Source organism: Zunongwangia mangrovi (genome assembly GCF_900112105.1).
Lineage (GTDB): Bacteria > Bacteroidota > Bacteroidia > Flavobacteriales > Flavobacteriaceae > Zunongwangia > Zunongwangia mangrovi.
On sequence record NZ_FOKV01000001.1, the window covers coordinates 956,925 to 973,585 of the forward strand.

At 35.2% G+C, this 16,661-nt stretch carries 13 protein-coding genes; 9 read left to right on the forward strand and 4 right to left on the reverse strand.

Translation table 11 applies throughout. The annotated features are described in order from the left end of the window. Positions 1-38: 38 nt before the first annotated feature. Entirely contained in the window at positions 39-2,510 is a 2,472-nt protein-coding gene (locus BM201_RS04345; protein ID WP_092540132.1) for a glycoside hydrolase family 9 protein, read from the reverse strand. Between the two features lie 135 nt (positions 2,511-2,645). Here BM201_RS04345 and BM201_RS04350 point away from each other — a divergent pair, with 135 nt between their 5' ends. The 3 genes from BM201_RS04350 to BM201_RS04360 all read left to right on the forward strand — a co-directional run bounded on the left by BM201_RS04350 (position 2,646) and on the right by BM201_RS04360 (position 6,429). Beyond that, positions 2,646-3,983, forward strand: a complete 1,338-nt coding sequence (locus BM201_RS04350; RefSeq protein WP_092540133.1) for an AGE family epimerase/isomerase — start codon at positions 2,646-2,648, stop codon at positions 3,981-3,983. A gap of 222 nt (positions 3,984-4,205) precedes the next feature. Then, positions 4,206-5,429, forward strand: coding sequence for a glycoside hydrolase family 27 protein (locus tag BM201_RS04355; protein WP_092540134.1), 1,224 nt, complete (start codon positions 4,206-4,208; stop codon positions 5,427-5,429). 4 nt (positions 5,430-5,433) lie between these two features. Continuing rightward, positions 5,434-6,429 carry a glycoside hydrolase family 5 protein gene (locus tag BM201_RS04360; protein ID WP_092540135.1) on the forward strand — a complete coding sequence of 332 codons (996 nt, stop codon included), beginning with the start codon at positions 5,434-5,436 and terminating at the stop codon, positions 6,427-6,429. Positions 6,430-6,498: 69 nt separating this feature from the next. Here BM201_RS04360 and BM201_RS04365 read toward each other — a convergent pair whose 3' ends face one another. Then, positions 6,499-7,374, reverse strand: coding sequence for an AraC family transcriptional regulator (locus BM201_RS04365; protein WP_092540136.1), 876 nt, complete (start codon positions 7,372-7,374; stop codon positions 6,499-6,501). Positions 7,375-7,577: 203 nt separating this feature from the next. On the opposite strand from BM201_RS04365, the gene BM201_RS04370 reads away from it, so the two are divergent. From BM201_RS04370 to BM201_RS04390, 6 genes are read left to right on the forward strand one after another with little or no spacing between them, the layout of a single operon-like run. Further along, positions 7,578-8,684, forward strand: coding sequence for a glycoside hydrolase family 26 protein (locus tag BM201_RS04370; RefSeq protein WP_092540137.1), 1,107 nt, complete (start codon positions 7,578-7,580; stop codon positions 8,682-8,684). 1 nt (position 8,685) lies between these two features. Continuing rightward, positions 8,686-10,533: a sodium:solute symporter family protein gene (locus BM201_RS04375; RefSeq protein WP_092540138.1), complete on the forward strand. Its 1,848-nt coding sequence runs from the start codon at positions 8,686-8,688 to the stop codon at positions 10,531-10,533. 26 nt (positions 10,534-10,559) lie between these two features. Beyond that, entirely contained in the window at positions 10,560-11,729 is a 1,170-nt protein-coding gene (locus tag BM201_RS04380; RefSeq protein WP_092540139.1) for a glycoside hydrolase family 130 protein, read from the forward strand. After that, positions 11,719-12,903, forward strand: coding sequence for an AGE family epimerase/isomerase (locus tag BM201_RS04385; protein ID WP_092540140.1), 1,185 nt, complete (start codon positions 11,719-11,721; stop codon positions 12,901-12,903). Before BM201_RS04380 ends, BM201_RS04385 begins: the two co-directional genes overlap by 11 nt. 8 nt (positions 12,904-12,911) lie before the next feature. Next, positions 12,912-13,304, forward strand: a complete 393-nt coding sequence (locus BM201_RS18210) for a glycoside hydrolase 5 family protein (RefSeq protein WP_245758567.1) — start codon at positions 12,912-12,914, stop codon at positions 13,302-13,304. 15 nt (positions 13,305-13,319) lie between these two features. Continuing rightward, positions 13,320-14,183 (forward strand): glycoside hydrolase 5 family protein, encoded by an 864-nt coding sequence (locus tag BM201_RS04390; RefSeq protein WP_245758568.1) that lies wholly within the window; start codon positions 13,320-13,322, stop codon positions 14,181-14,183. Position 14,184: 1 nt separating this feature from the next. Here BM201_RS04390 and BM201_RS04395 read toward each other — a convergent pair whose 3' ends face one another. Together BM201_RS04395 and BM201_RS04400 are read right to left on the reverse strand one after the other, a co-directional pair. Beyond that, positions 14,185-15,573, reverse strand: a complete 1,389-nt coding sequence (locus BM201_RS04395; protein ID WP_092540141.1) for a sialate O-acetylesterase — start codon at positions 15,571-15,573, stop codon at positions 14,185-14,187. Beyond that, entirely contained in the window at positions 15,570-16,649 is a 1,080-nt protein-coding gene (locus BM201_RS04400) for an SGNH/GDSL hydrolase family protein (protein WP_092540142.1), read from the reverse strand. Before BM201_RS04400 ends, BM201_RS04395 begins: the two co-directional genes overlap by 4 nt. Positions 16,650-16,661: the final 12 nt, after the last annotated feature.

A 16,661-nucleotide genomic window follows, 5' to 3' on the forward strand; every position in this document is an offset into this window, starting at 1 on the left:
GAAAATAATATGGGTTTATCATCATTAATTTTTTTGAATTACTCTTTTAATAAGTGATTTGCGGCAATAACCAGGAACAAGTAATCTGTAGTACCTCCACCTAGTACATATTCGGTTTGCTGCCATAAATACGGCCATTCCAGTAGTTCTGGGAAGTCTGGCCGTATAAGAGCAGTTCCCGATCCGATTCCTCCCGGCACATAAGAATGTTCACCACGATTAGGACCGTAAGCCTGGGTAATGGATCTGGATCCTACTCCAGATGTAAATGAAGATGTATTAACGCCCGGATGAGCTCCCAGAATAAAATTTAATGCATTAAGTAGGTACGAACTGGGAAATTCTTGAGGGAAAGCGGCATGAAAAAAATACTGTTTCATGCCAAAATTTTGGATTCCCCAACCGGCGCCCCATATATCTGGTTCGTACGGAACTCCATATGGTGTTTTGCTTCCCTGTTCTTTTACAGTCTCTAAAAACGAAAGGGAGTTTGTCTTCAAAAACTCCTTAAAGTTCCTGTCCGGAATCATGGAGTAAATCGATAAAACAATCCATCCGGTTTCCTGAAAGTTTTGCTGGATAAAACTTTTATGTTGTATGATATAATCCAGAAATTTTTTGTACTTGGTAGAATGGTATAACTCTGTAGCCAATTCGATAGTGCCAATACCAGGGTTGCTAGCATTGCGTTCCCATTCTTCTTTTGCGATCGTTAAAGCCTGCCTGGCTAAAGTATCGTTATAGTTCTTCATTACCCGGCCTGAAGTGGCCAGTGCGGCAGCAGCCTGTAGCGAACGTTCCTTATTTTTTTCGGTGAAAACCCAACGATCGTCTGGAGCTCCTTTTTGTCCCATGGGAATATCTGGTAATGTACGGTAGTCATACACCTCATTATCACTATGGTTTACGGGATCTCCCAGCAATACATATTGCCTTTTGGTAGGAACGATGATCCCTCGGTAAAATCTGCCCAACGACTGGTATCCTCCCATTATCGATAATAAACCGTGTTCTATTTGTTGCAGTAGGTCTGCTTTGCCATCTGGCCTTAGAATTTCAACGGTTTGAGTTTTTTGATCGATGGTGGTATTATCGTATTGAATATCGAATAATTCATAAATTCTGGCAAGTCCCTGAACGGTTTGTGACTGGGATTCGATACGTAAATCGTAATCTCCCGCATCATGCCAGCCTCCGTGATTAAGATTTGGTACGTGTTCACCAGGATTATAACTGGTTAAGGTTTCAGGCCCCTGTAGATAACCATCAAAATGGTTGGTATCGATGGGCGCCATCCTGGCATCGTCCAGATGGCAGCGACCGTGCCACACTTTATAACGGTCGTTTACCCTCATATGGCACATTTGTTCTGGAAGAAAATATTCTAAGGTAGGCTGCCAAACATCCCTCTCATAAATAGTTTTGGATATCTGGAAGGGAGAGGTTTTAAAATCCTTATATTTTATTAGGTAGATCCCCGCTTCCTGTATCTCTGAAAAATCAAATTGATAATATCGATATCTTAGAAAATCACCCCATATTTGTGGAGTTTCTTGTTTGATTAATTTTGATTTGCCGTTTTGCATGACCCGGTATAAATCAATACTTTCTGCCTTCGCTTTTTTATCGGTTTCGATTACCGCTATTTTTTGCTGGTTTGAATGATAGCCTACCTGGGATACCTGAACCACAGGATCGTAAGTATAACTTTTTTCTGTTTTAGGAGTAACAAGCCACTCTATGGCATTCTTTGTTTTATTTGCGGGAACCAAAGATCGGATGATAAACCACCCATTGTTATGCTCTGCCCGACCATCCAATAATTGCAGTTTGGAGCCACCAAGATTTTCTATTATCAGGTTTAGGTTCGGGGTTTCGGGGGCAATACTTATCGTTTTCGCTTCAGCGATGGGCTTTAACCGGTATTCTCCTTTTTTAGTGGTATGGCCAGGCCCGTTTGCCTGCCTGTTAAATATTCCAAATTCATTATCGGCATAATAACTTTTACCAAAAAGATTCCCTGGAAATAATTCGATATTCATTCCCACTTTTCCAACCCATTCTTTCGGCAATGGACGATCCAGATCAACGACGATTTTAAAAGATTCTTTACCGGCGGGTTTCACTTTTAAAGTATAGGAAAATTCTAAATCAGGATAGATAATAGGATTAAAACCTTTCCTATTTTTTGAAGAATCCGGGTACTGCATACGTACACTGATCGTTTCAGTTTTTTGGTCTATCTCTCTGGTTCCTACTTTTGGTACCGGTTGCCATTGGCCAGGAGTTGGCTGTAATCTTAAATCGCCGTTGGTAGCCACGCGGAGACCATTTTGAATAATACCAACACCACCCTGATGGCTTTCCGGGTAAAAATCGTGAGCCAACATTACGTTAGCCCCATTTTTTTCCAAATATTCCAGATTATTAAGATGGAAACCCAAACTATCTGTCTGTGATATAGCCGTAAAGGAAGCCAAAAAAAGGAAAGAGTAAATAAAATACTTCATTTTTGATATTTTTTATAAAACTAAAGTCTGAATAGAGCTCATCTTAATACTATTTCATCAATATATCATAGTATTTTTTCAATACTATTTAATATTTGTTAGTTATTTTATCTTTATCACAACAAAAGTATCCTGATGAGTAGAAAAATATTATTGATCATGTTGTGGTTAGTTTGTGTAATTAGTGTTAATGCCCAACAAATTTCTAAGAAAATGGTACACAAGTTCGATCGTTCTGCGAGGCAAGAGCTTATAGATAAATGGTATCCATTGGCACTCGATAGGGATTATGGAGGTTATTATAGTGATATCACCTATAATTTTAATATTGGGAAACACCACGATAAAATGATTGTGACCCAATCAAGGCAGGTATGGGTTAATTCGAAGGCGTATGCGGATCATGGTAAAGAAAAGTATCTGAATTATGCTGAACATGGTTTTCAATTTTTAAAAACCAAGATGTGGGATAAAGAATTTGGAGGATTTTATAATCTTGTTTCTAGAGAAGGAAATCCTATACCTCAACCTAATGAGGCCAAAACGGCTTACGGTAATGCTTTTGCAATTTATGCCCTAGCCGCTTATTACGAAGCCTCAGGGAATATTGAAGCGCTACAACTGGCTCAAAAAACATTTCAATGGTTAGAAAAACATAGTCATGACCCAAAGTATAAGGGATATTTTCAGCATATGGAACGGGAGGGCATGCCTATTGAACGTAGCGAAAAAAATCCGTCGACTTCAGATGTAGGGTATAAGGACCAAAATAGCTCTATTCATTTATTAGAAGCTTTTACGGAACTTTATAAGGTTTCCCCTAATCCTTTATTAAAAGAGCGGTTAACAGAACTTTTTTTATTGATTAGGGATACTATAATCAACAAGGATCATTATATGAACCTGTTTTTTGAACCAGACTGGACGCCTGTAAGTTTTAAAAAGAACAGCAGGGAGTATATTGCCCAGCATTACTACCTGGACCATGTGTCTTTTGGGCATGATGTGGAAACCGCCTATCTACTATTGGAAGCCTCTAAAGTTTTAAAAAGGGATGATTTAGAAAAAACCTGGACTACCGGGAAAAAGATGGTCGATCATTCGTTAAGAAATGGATGGGATATAGAAAAAGGTGGATTCTATGATGGGGGGTATTATTTTGAAAGCAGTGATTCGCTCGAAGTGGTTAACTTGGATAAAAACTGGTGGGCGCAGGCTGAAGGTTTAAATACACTGTTATTGATGGCTCAAAAATATCCCGATGACCCTATGAACTATTATGGCTATTTTGAGAAGTTATGGGATTATACTAATAAATATATAATGGACGATCGTTATGGCGGTTGGTATGAATGGGGACTGGATACAAGACCAGAAACGAAAGACGATTTAAAAGGTCATATCTGGAAAACGACTTATCACAACTTCCGGGCTTTAATTAATTGCAGGGATCAGTTAAAGAATTTTGAGTAGTATTATTTAAATACACGCGTTTCCCAATTTCCGATTAAAGTTTCGTTGCCAGATCAAAGAAAAGAATAGGTTTTAAGTTAATAAACACTATTTTAAGTTTTAAAAAACAAAATGGAATTTGTTGAAATTTCGTTATGTCTTTGCCGTAAATGAAAAATTTATTGTTGAGTTCTTTTACCGGATAGAAATAACTCATCATTATAGCTTTACAAATAATAAACAATGAAATTAAAAAGATTATTAGCGATACTCTTAATGATAAGTATCAGTGTTACAGCAGGGGCACAAAAATTTGAAGATCTAGCCCAAACACCGCCCATGGGTTGGAACAGCTGGAACACTTTCGAAACTGATATCGATGAGCAACTGGTTAGAAATATTGCCGATAAATTTGTAGAATTAGGGCTTAAAGATGCAGGCTACGAATATATAGTTTTAGACGATGGATGGATGTCTAGAGAACGTGATAGTAATGGCAACCTTGTTGCCGATCCCAAAAAATTTCCTAATGGCATGAAGGCCTTGGTAGATTATGTGCATTCTCAAGGATTAAAATTCGGTTTGTATAATTGTGCAGGTGGAAATACCTGTGCGGGTTACCCCGGTAGTAGGGGACACCAGTATCAGGATGCCAGATTATATGCTTCCTGGGGGGTGGATTTTTTGAAATACGATTGGTGTGATACCGGGAATTTAAATGCGCGTGAATCCTACGTTACCATGAGAGATGCCCTTTATGAAGCCGGCAAACCAGTGTTATTTAGTATTTGTGAATGGGGTACCTATCAACCCTGGGAATGGGCAGGTGATGTTGGGCACATGTGGCGTATTACGGGGGATATTATCAACTGTTGGGATTGCGAAGTGGGACATGGGTCCTGGGCCTCTTTTGGAATATGGAAAGTTATCGAGCTAAGAAATAAGGAAAAGATTAGACAAGCGGCCGGGCCGGGTCATTGGAATGATTATGATATGATGGAGGTAGGAAATGGAATGACCGATGCTGAAGATCGCAGCCATTTTGCTATGTGGAATATTTTGAATTCTCCTTTAATGATGGGAAATGATCTTAGGGAGGTTTCCAAAGAAACCCTTAAAACTTTAACCAATAAAGAAGTGATTGCGGTTAATAAAGATCCCCTTGCGATACCTGCTTTTCGTTTTAACAACGAAAATAATGTTGAAATTTGGGCAAAACCTTTAAAAAATGAAAAATGGGCGATAACCTTCGTAAACAGAAATGATACTCCTGTAGACATCGATTTTGATTGGAGAAGACATCAGCTTTCTGACGACCTAAGCCAGAGAAGTCTGCAAGTCGAGAATACCACTTATCAGCTTAGAGATCTTTTTAAGCACGAAGAGGTAGGAGATACCAGTAAAAATTTGCAAACCTCTATTGGGGTACATGATGTATTGATGCTTAAGTTAACCCCTAAATCTTAATAAAATGAAATTCAAGTTAGATTTAAGTCTATTGCTGGTTCTAATAAGTGCAGCTATCTATGCTCAAAAGCCTATGGACAGGCTTTCGGTTAATCAAAATGAGTTTGTAAATGAAGAGGGAGAGATTATGGTTTTTCGCGGAGTCAATACCAGTGATCCCGATAAATTAGAGAAAGACGATCTGTGGAATGAAAATTATTTTAAGGAAATAAAAGATTGGGGAGCTACAATTGTAAGGTTTCCTATTCATCCTGAAGCCTGGAGGGAACGTGGTGAAAAAGAATACCTGAAGCTTTTGGATAAAGGAATTGAATGGGCTGAAAAATATAGTATGTATGTTATTTTAGATTGGCATAGTATAGGAAATCTTAAAAATCAACTTTATCTGGACGATATGTATTACACCACTTTGCCAGAAACTTTTGCTTTTTGGAAATTGATGGCCGTACGTTACGGTGACCGCCCCAGTGTTGCATTTTACGAGTTGTTTAACGAGCCTACAGTTTATAACCAACGGTTTGGAACCTTAAAATGGAAAGAATGGAAGTCTATAATGGAAGAAATTATCACCATTATTAGAGCTAACGGAGGAGAAGGGATTCCACTTGTCGCAGGATTTAACTGGGCATACGACCTTGGCCCGGTAAAAGAACAGCCAATAGAGGCAGAAAATATAGGCTATGTAGCCCATCCTTACCCGCAAAAACGTGAAAAACCATGGGACCCAAAATGGACCGAAGATTGGGGATTTGTAAAAGAAAAGTATCCGGTAATTTTAACTGAAATTGGTTTTTGTGACGAATCTTCGCCCGGGGCTCATGTTCCTGTTATTAGCGATGAAAGCTATGGCGATGCAATTTCTAATTATGCAGATAAGCGTAATATCTCTTATGTAATTTGGGTATTTGATATGGATTGGGCTCCCAGAATGTATAAAGACAGGAATTTTACCCCAAGCCGGCAAGGGAGATACTTTAAGAAAAAAATGCAGAGTTATTAAGAATAAGATTAGTTTAATAACTATCAAAACGCTTAGTCTTTTATCAACTTTAATGAACTAGTCAATTTTTTAAAGTACCCTTTTTATTCCGCTAAATTCTTCTCGATATTTACTTGGAGTACAGTTCTTACTTTTTTTGAAAACCCTATTGAAATTAGCGATGTTATTAAAACCACATTTGAAAGCAATTTCAGCTATACTAAGATCTTTTTCGATTAGCCATCTTGCCGCATATCCTATGCGCGTGTCATTTACATATTCAACAAGTGTTTTACCTGTTCTTTTTTTTATAAACCGATTAAATGATACTTGACTCATATTAACTAATTGAGCAACTTCACTAAGACTGATTTTATTTTGATAGTTTAGTTGAATATATTCATAAATCGTTTTGAGCTTGTCACTATTCTCAAAGTTTTTGAAGTCAGAGGTGTATGTGGATAATAAACGTTGGTTTCTTGAATTAGCAAGGTCATGTAAAATTGAAATGAGTTCTAAAAAATAGTCAATACTATCTATTTTTGACAACTGCATAATCCTGGGAGCAATTTCCCGTGAAATTTTTTCTGAGAAAAGAATTCCATTTGTAGAACGATCAAACATATCTTTTATAGGTTTCATAATTCTTCTGTCGAGTAGTTTGGAATCAAAAAGATCGTTATGAAATTGTAATGTTATCTCGTGAATATCAGTGTTTGTACATTCAAATAACTCCCATCCATGTTGAAGATTAGGGCCCACAAGAACTAATTCTATATTTTCAATTTGTTCCATTGAATCACCGACAATACGACGAACTCCTTTTCCGTTAGCTAGGAAATTCAATTCATATTCAGGATGAAAATGAATTGGAAAATCAAAATCATCCTTAATTCTGTCAAATACCAAAAAACTATCTTCCGGTGCCAAAGGAGTGATTTCACGATGTATGGTAGGATGCGCCATTTTAAAGAGTTTTATAAAAAGAAAAAATTCAATTATTATTTGATAAAATCCTATTATTATAAGATTGTATTCCCGTTTAAATTTGAGAATTATTAATAATATGCTTTAAAAGAATAAAAATTCTTAGAAATAGGAGTGTAAATGTAATATATGTAAAATATAACAAATATTACATATGTTCTTATATAATATTAAATATATATATGAAGGATTTTGTCAAAGTAGTGATAATATTTAGTATGCTTTCTTTGTCTTGTAGTCTTTCACGTCCTATAAAAGTAATGGAGGGAAAGAAATATAAATCGAATAGTACATTACAGAAGCGTTTAGTAAATATAGCGGATACCGGATTCGCTTTTGGCCAGCAGGATGGTACTGCTTATGGTGTCAATTGGTACTTAAATGATGGATCGAATACTTTAAATAGCGATATAAAGAAGGTCTCAGGAGAATTACCTGCTATGATAGGATTTGATCTAGGTCATCTTGAGCATGGGGGGATATATAATTTAGACACGGTTTCATTTGCTTTAATAAAACAGCAAACCATCGAAGTAGATCAACTCGGAGGTATTATTAGTTTTAGCTGGCATGCAGATAATCCTGTAAGTCAGGGTAGCTCGTGGGATACCACACCTGCAGTTCATAAAATTTTATATGATAAGAAAATAAATGCAAAATTCAACCTATGGATAGAGCGTCTTAGCAGGTTTTTTAAATCTCTTAAAGATGAAAATAACCAAAGTATTTCGGTTATTTTCAGACCTTTCCATGAGATGAATGGTTCCTGGTTCTGGTGGGGTAGAGGAAATTGTACTAACGAAGATTATGTGAAGTTGTGGCAATATACCATAGAGCGATTAAGACAGCATGGAGTTAATAATATTCTTACTTCTTTTTCTCCAAATACAATGAATGATATAAAGGATTTTGAAGACTTCTATCCGGGAGATGATTATGTTGATGTTTTAGGAGTCGATATCTATAACCATAATGGGAATCAAAATTTTATAAAATCTGTAGAGGATAATTTATCAATATTAAGAGCCAAGGGGGAAAAATCCAATAAACCTTTTGCATTAACAGAAACTGGGAATGTAAATATGGGAAAGGATTCACGCTGGTGGACCGAAATTTTATATCCAGTATTGGAAGATAGTGGGATTTCATGGGTTCTGGTATGGAGAAACGCAAGAAAAGATCACTATTTTGCTACTTTCCCTAATGAAAATTCTTCCGAAGATTTTAAAACTTTTGTGAATAAATCGCAAGTATTAATGCTTCCTGATCTCCGATCCAAAAAATTATAAAATGTTACAAACTATTGATATCCTTATAATTTTGGCCTATTTAGTAGGAACTATTCTAATAGGTTTAGCTCTAAGAAAAAGGGCTCAAAAAAGTAAGGATGATTATTTAATGGGAGGTAAAAGTCTTCCATGGTATATGTTGGGGCTATCAAATGCTTCTGGGATGTTCGATATCTCTGGAACTATGTGGCTTGTTACTTTGACTTTTGTATATGGTTTCAAAAGTATATGGATCCCGTGGTTGTGGCCAGTATTCAATCAGGTTTTTTTAATGGTTTATCTTTCAATGTGGTTAAGAAGGTCTAATGTAACAACTGGAGCCGAATGGATATTATTTCGGTTTGACAATGGAAAAGGAGGAAGAAGGTCGCATACTATAATCGTAATCTTCGCTATTTTAAGTTGCCTTGGTTTTCTTGCCTATGGATTTATTGGTTTAGGAAAGTTTGTAGAGATTTTTATTCCCTGGGAAGTAGTTTCGGTATATATTCCATTCGATATTCCAGTTGCATATATTCCTCACTTCTATGGTATAATATTTACACTTTTTGCAGTTTTTTATTCTGTTTTAGGAGGTATGTCGGGTATAGTTTGGACCGATGTATTACAATATGGTATAATGACTATTTCTTCCATTGCTATTGCAGTTATTGCCTGGCAAGCATATGGAACAAATACAATGGATGTTCCTGAAGGTTGGATGAATCCCTTTTTTAACTGGGAGTTACATATGGATTGGTCTAATATTATAGCTGAAGTAAATACAAAAATAGAAGAAGATGGCTATACCATGTTTGGGATATTTTTTATGCTTATGGTCTTTAAAGGGATACTCTCAAGTATTGCCGGGCCAGCTCCAAATTACGATATGCAAAAAATTCTGTCTACTAAATCTCCTCTTGAAGCAGCAAAAATGAGTGCTTTTTCTTTAGGAGCCCTAATTCCAACCAGGTATTTGATGGTTGGGGGATTTTCAGTATTAGCTCTGTTATTCTACGATAAACTAGATTTAAAAACTGCGGGAGTTTTGGATTTTGAAAAAATACTTCCTGCTGCAATAGAGCAATTTGTGCCTGTAGGTTTATTGGGTCTTTTATTAGCAGGCTTACTAGCTGCTTTCATGTCCACTTTTGCCGGAACACTAAATGCAGCTCAGGCATATTTGGTAAACGATATTTATCTAAAACATTATGAGCCTGATGCCTCTTCGAAGACAATAAAAAAAATGAATTATGGAAGTGGGATTGTAGTGGTTGTAATAAGTATAATACTTGGTTTTTTTGTCCAGGATGTCAACTCCATCCTTCAATGGATTGTATCTGCATTATTTGGTAGTTATGTGATTTCCAATGTTCTTAAATGGCATTGGTGGAGGTTTAATGGCGAAGGCTATTTTTGGGGAATGCTTTCAGGGATTATTCCAGCTTTAATTTTTCCTGTTTTTCTTGATACATTAGATCTATATTATTTCCCCGTAATTTTATTGATTTCGCTCGCAGGAAGTATTATTGGAACGTATAGTGCACCCCCTACAAACGAGCAAGTTTTACAAAAATTTTATAAAAAGACTAAACCTTGGGGATTTTGGTCGCCAATTGCAAAAAAGCTAAGTATTGAACAACATGCTTTCGAGGAAAATAAAAATTTTAAATGGGATATGTTTAATGTTGTTCTTGGTACACTGGCACAAACACTTTTAGTGGTTATCCCTTTATATATAATTCTGAGGGAAACTTCATTACTTATGATTACAACAGGTGTCCTAATCATATCAGTAGTTATTCTCAAATTTTCTTGGTGGGACAGAATAAAAAAAGAAGATATTAAATATCGCTCTGATAATGAATAAAACCAATACATTAAAAATTAATCTTTATGAAAACGATCCCCAATTTTGAAAAGTTGATCGAAAGTCATGTTAGCCTCATAAAAAAGCAGAATAAAGCATTAGAATATTCTAATGGTATTTATCAGAGATATAAAAATCCTGTAGTCACTGGTGAGCATGCGCCTATAGAATGGAGGTTTGACTTAAACCCTGAAACAAATCCAAAAGGCTTGGAGAGAATAGGTATTAATGCTGCCTTCAATCCTGGGGCAATTAAATGGAATGAAAGCTATGTTTTAGCAGTAAGAGTAGAGGGGAACGATAGAAAATCTTTTTTTGCTATCGCCGAGAGCCCTAACGGAATTGATCAATTCGAGTTTTGGAAAAAACCAATTGAACTCCCTGCATACGGTGAGCCTGATACAAATGTTTATGATATGCGCTTAACCAAGCATCAGGATGGTTGGATTTACGGTATTTTTTGTACGGAGAGAAAAGATAAATCTCGTATTGATGATACAACGGCAGCTATAGCTAATGCGGGTATCGTTAGAACAAAAGATCTGATGAACTGGGAGCGTCTGCCGGACTTAATATCGGATTCTGGACAGCAAAGAAATGTAGTAATGCACCCAGAATTTGTTAATGGGAAATATGCCTTATATACTCGACCTCAAGATGGTTTTATTGAAGTTGGAAAAGGCGGAGGTATTGGTCTGGGGTATATTTCAGATATTACTAATCCAGTTTTAGAAGATGAAGGTATAATTAATCAAAAAGTATATCATACCATTTATGAAATGAAAAATGGTCTTGGACCTGCTCCCATTAAAACCAAAGAGGGTTGGCTACATCTCGCTCACGGGGTAAGAAATACTGCAGGAGGCTTAAGGTATACACTTTATATGTTTATGACATCTTTGGAAGATATTTCAAAAGTTATCTATCAGCCCGCGGGTTATTTCATGGCACCCAACTATAAGGAAACTGTCGGAGATGTTCCAAATGTATTATTTGCTAATGGATGGATAAAAGATGAAGATAATACCGTTTATATATATTATGCCTCTTCAGATACTAGATCTCATGTAGCTACAAGCACTGTAGATAAGCTTGTAGACTATGTAAAAAACACACCCCAGGACCAATATACTTCAGCAGCATCTGTAAAGTCTATTATAGATTTGATAAATAGAAATTCCGTTTATGATCTCTAATAAAGAAACTCTAAAAAAAGAATTTCGAATAGAACTTCTAAATATTGTTTCTTATTGGAAATCTAATAGTCTGGATGAGGTCAATGGAGGTTTTATAGGAGCCAGAGATCATGATAACAATATTAGAATAAATCAGGATAAAGGGATTATTCTCAATACAAGACTGTTATGGACATTTTCATTTGTAGAAAATTTTGATAGTTCATTTTCTTGCAAAGCAGAGGCGGATAGAGCTTACCAGTATTTGAAAGCAAATTTTAAGGATGATCGTTATGGTGGAGTTTTTTGGAGCTTAAATTTTAAAGGAGAGGTAACCAATTCCAGAAAACAAATCTATGCACAAGCTTTTTTGATCTATGCTTTATCAGAATACTATAAACTCACAGGTGATCAAAATGTACTTAATTGGGCACTTGAGGTTTTTGATTTGATAGAAGATAGGGCTAAGGACCTAAATAACGGAGGATACTTTGAAGCATTTAGAAATGACTGGGATACTATTGAGGATATGCGATTGAGTGAAAAGGATCTCAATGCTTCAAAAACAATGAATACTCATTTGCATTTGTTAGAAGCTTATACATCATTATATGCTGTATCAGGAAACTTTAAAGTTAAGAATGCATTAGATAACTTGATTCATTTACATTTAGAAAAATTCCTAAATTCAAGTACTAAACATTTTTATCTATTTTTTGATGATCACTGGAATAACCAAACGGATATTATTTCATATGGACATGATATTGAGGCCGCATGGTTATTAATAGAAGCAGCTCACATTGTGGAAGATAAAAGTTTGCTTCAGAAAGTGGAATCTTTGGCAATACAAATAAGTGATATCTTTTTAAAAGAAGCCTACGTAAAGTCATTTGGTATTATAAATGAAAAAAAGGAGGGGGTTGTTGATGAAGATCGTCATTGGTGGCCTCAGGTAGAAGCAATGCTTGGACTTGCCTTTGTTTCCAAAATAGAAGCTAAACAATCATACCATGATGCTTTAATAGATATTTGGGATTTTGTAAAAACTTATATTATTGATAAGAGATATGGAGAATGGTTTTTTAGAATTAATAAAGAAGGTAAACCTTATGAATCTGAAAATAAAATTGGTATGTGGAAGTGTCCATATCATAACTCGCGGGCTCTGGTTAAACTAATTCAGATGTTATAATATTTAGTATGAAGAAAGCATTTATATTAATTTTGATAGGTACTTTATTTTCTTGTAATGGAGTTAAGCGTATCAGTATTGTAGACGGTCATTTTAAAAAAGGAAATGAACCATATTACTATATAGGTGCAAATTACTGGTACGGACCTATAATAGCATCAGAAAAGTTAGGAAATAGAACCCGATTGATAAAAGAACTCGATCTAATGGATAGCCTTGGGATCGATAATTTGAGAATATTAGTTGGTGCAGAGGGAGGTAAAGAAGATTTTCAGGTGAAGCCTGCGCTTCAATATGAACAAGGGAAATATAATGAGGATCTTCTGGATGGTTTAGATTTTTTGCTAAATGAAATGCGCAAAAGAAAAATGTATGCTGTATTATATTTAAACAATAATTGAATCTGGTCCGGCGGTATGTCCACCTATTTGAATTGGAATGGATATGGGAAGGTTCCGAATCCTTTTTTAGAGAAATATACCTGGGAAGAATATATGAATTATACAGAGCAATTCCACACATGTCAGCCATGCTTGGATTCATTTTATAAGCATATAGCATTTATATTGGGAAGAAAAAATAATTATAATGGCGAAAAATATTCTAGTGATAAAACGATAATGTCCTGGCAGGTAGCGAATGAACCCAGAATTTTTTCAGAATCCGACAAAGTTCCATTCAAATCATTTTTAGATAAAACAGTTAGAGTGTTAGATTCATTAGCACCAAAAATTTTAATTTCTACAGGAGCCGAAGGCAAAGCGAGTTATTTGCAGAATATTGATACGTATAAAGTATTACATGTAAACCCTAACATAGATTATTTAACGGCTCATATGTGGCCTAAAAATTGGGGATGGTATAAGGTATCTGATGAAACAAAATCATTAAATGAATCAATTTCGAATGCAAGATCATATATAAAAGAGCATATTGATGTAGCAAAAGAATTAAATAAACCCATCGTGATTTCTGAATTTGGTTTCCCTAGAAACTCTGAAAGTCTTAAACTTAAATCAAATACAGGTTACCGTGATGAATTTTACGAATCAATTTTTCAACAGCTTTTAGAAAGTGCTCAGTCGGATGGTTTAATGGGCGAAGTAAATTTTTGGGGATTTGCAGGATATGCAAAGCAATCAAATAATCCTGAAAAGTGGAGAGAAGGAGATGATTTCACTGCAGACCCTCCACAAGAACCCCAAGGCTTAAATTCAGTTTATGCTGGAGATAAAACTACTATTCAACTAATTGAAAAATATAATAGTAATTTAAATTAACTTATTTAGATTCTTCTATTTTTTCCAAAAATCCAGAAGCTGGCAGATTTTCTTCATTCATTAAGTTTGGTTCGGCGTCATTTTTCCATGCATATCTAACCCATAAGGGATTATTAACTTTATTAGAACTAAGTATAACCTTCGTGTTCTTTATAACTGCTTCAGCAGGATAAAAAATACTATCTTGTCCGGCAACTTCGAATAATGATTGATTATTTATAAAATGTAGTTCTTTAGCATGGGAGAACTCGACAATTAAACTATCACTTTTTGAATATGATTGTGTAAAAAGTGGCCCATAATATTCTTTATCTATTTTATTATAGTGTAGGTTCAATGCTAGATTAGCAAACCTTTCTCCTACGGGTTTCTTATTTCTTGGATGGATATCTTTTGGGTTTCCTACATCACCGGTAAAAACCATTCCAGTATTCGAAATATTTAGTGATTTTCGCTGAGCCTCTCTAACTATTACCCCGTTAAAATTATCTTGCCCATAATCATAGGGCGCTATTTGAGCATAATAAAATGGAAAATTAGTATTAAAAACTTCTCTCCAGGAATTAATTAATTCCTTAAATGTATTTTGATAATATTCTGCATTTGAGGTATTACTTTCTCCCTGGTACCAAACTACACCTGCTATCTTATAATTTGTAATAGGATGAATCATAGCATTAAATGCATAAGCAGGCTCATTAGGCCCCCATGGTTCCTTGGGTAATTTAGCAACAGCCTTTTGAAGAATGGAGTCTTTCTCAAATTTATTTTTCGGAATCCATATTTCTGCAGGTGTTCCACCCCAGTACGAACCGATTATTCCTATAGGTATGTCTCCCAAATCTTTTGAAAGTTTGTTAGCAAAAAAATAAGCAATTGCACTAAACTCTTGCATCGTTTCGGGACTATTAATCCTCCAATTAGCAGTTAATTCCTGCTGTGGAAATTTGGAAGAACGTTTTGGAATTTGAAAAAATCTTATTTTTTTATTCGTAGCATTTTCAATTGCTTCCTCACCCTTAGTAATACCAGCAGCATTCCATTCCATATTTGACTGTCCAGAAGCCAACCAGACCTCTCCAAATAATATATTTTCGACCTTTATGTGATTATAACCATACAAGTCTAATCGCTGCGGATTTTTATTATCATTAGTTTTAATTTCAACGCTCCAATTTGAATGTCGATCTACTTTGGTAGAAATTGTATCATTTTTATTCCAGGACGCAACGATATTAATTTTCTCTCCTGGATTTCCCCAGCCCCAAATCTTAATTTTACTATTTCTTTGTAAAACCATATTATCTGAAAATATGGAGGGCAGTTCAATATTGCCAAAGGAATCCATACTCACTAAGCCTATTAGTAAGAGAATTAAAATTTTTTTCATGATTTAGAACTTAGAATATTTTTAAAAAATGGAACTAATTGTTGAGCAAGGATCTTATGATCTTGTGATGAAGGATGGTAGTCACAACCCTCGGGTGTCATAAGTTTAAATTCAAAAATTTCAATGGATAGTTCATCATTAAGTTTTGATTTAATAGAACGTAACGATTCCAGTAATTTCTTACCTTCTTTGGATTCGGGATCTACCATTGGGCTTGTCAAAAGTGTAAACTTAGCCTGCGGGTATATTTTATGAAGATGGTTTAAAAATTTGATGTAGTTACGCTCAAACTTTTTATGATTAAATTCAGATCTTTCTTTGATTCCATCTCCTTTGGATAAATCATTAGTACCTAATGCTACACTTATGATATCTGGTGAATGTTCCGGTTTTGCTCTTCTTTCTCCGTCATCACTTAAATTTTTAAAATCATATACATCTGGCATTACAGGTTGATCTTCATCATTCCAGTTTCGATACATGCCCATCCCAGATACACAACTTAATTCGAAATCTACATCCAAAATTCTCGCTATTCTTGGCCCATATGCTAAATAAGAATTGTGTTGATCAAACCAGTTTTCAGATCCGCAGTCTATTGAATCCATATCCGCTCCCATGCCACACGTTATAGAATTCCCTATGAATTCAATTTTCTTTCGTGTTTTAGGAATTGCTTTTGAGATTTTTTCAGCTTTTACACCATTAAAAAAAATATCTCCTGTAGATGCTTCGGTTGCTTTATAAACTTTTATGTCGTTTAAAGAATCTTTCAGACCAATTTGGATTGGAGAATTTTTAATATTAAATCGACCAACATACTTACTATTCAATTCTAAACTAATATAATCACTTTGGTTAACACCACTGAAAAAGAGTTGACAGCTATCGCCTTCAACAGCAAAGTGTACATTAGAGGCTGAACCAATTAATGTAATAGTAGAATCGCTTAGTTTCTCAATACGTCCTTTATATTGAAAATTGCTAGAACTTGCAGGATAATATTTGTCTTTATTGGTTTTATTACATGAGGCTAGAGAAATTAAAACCAATGAAAATAGTACAAATTTATGCATGAAAATTTTTAT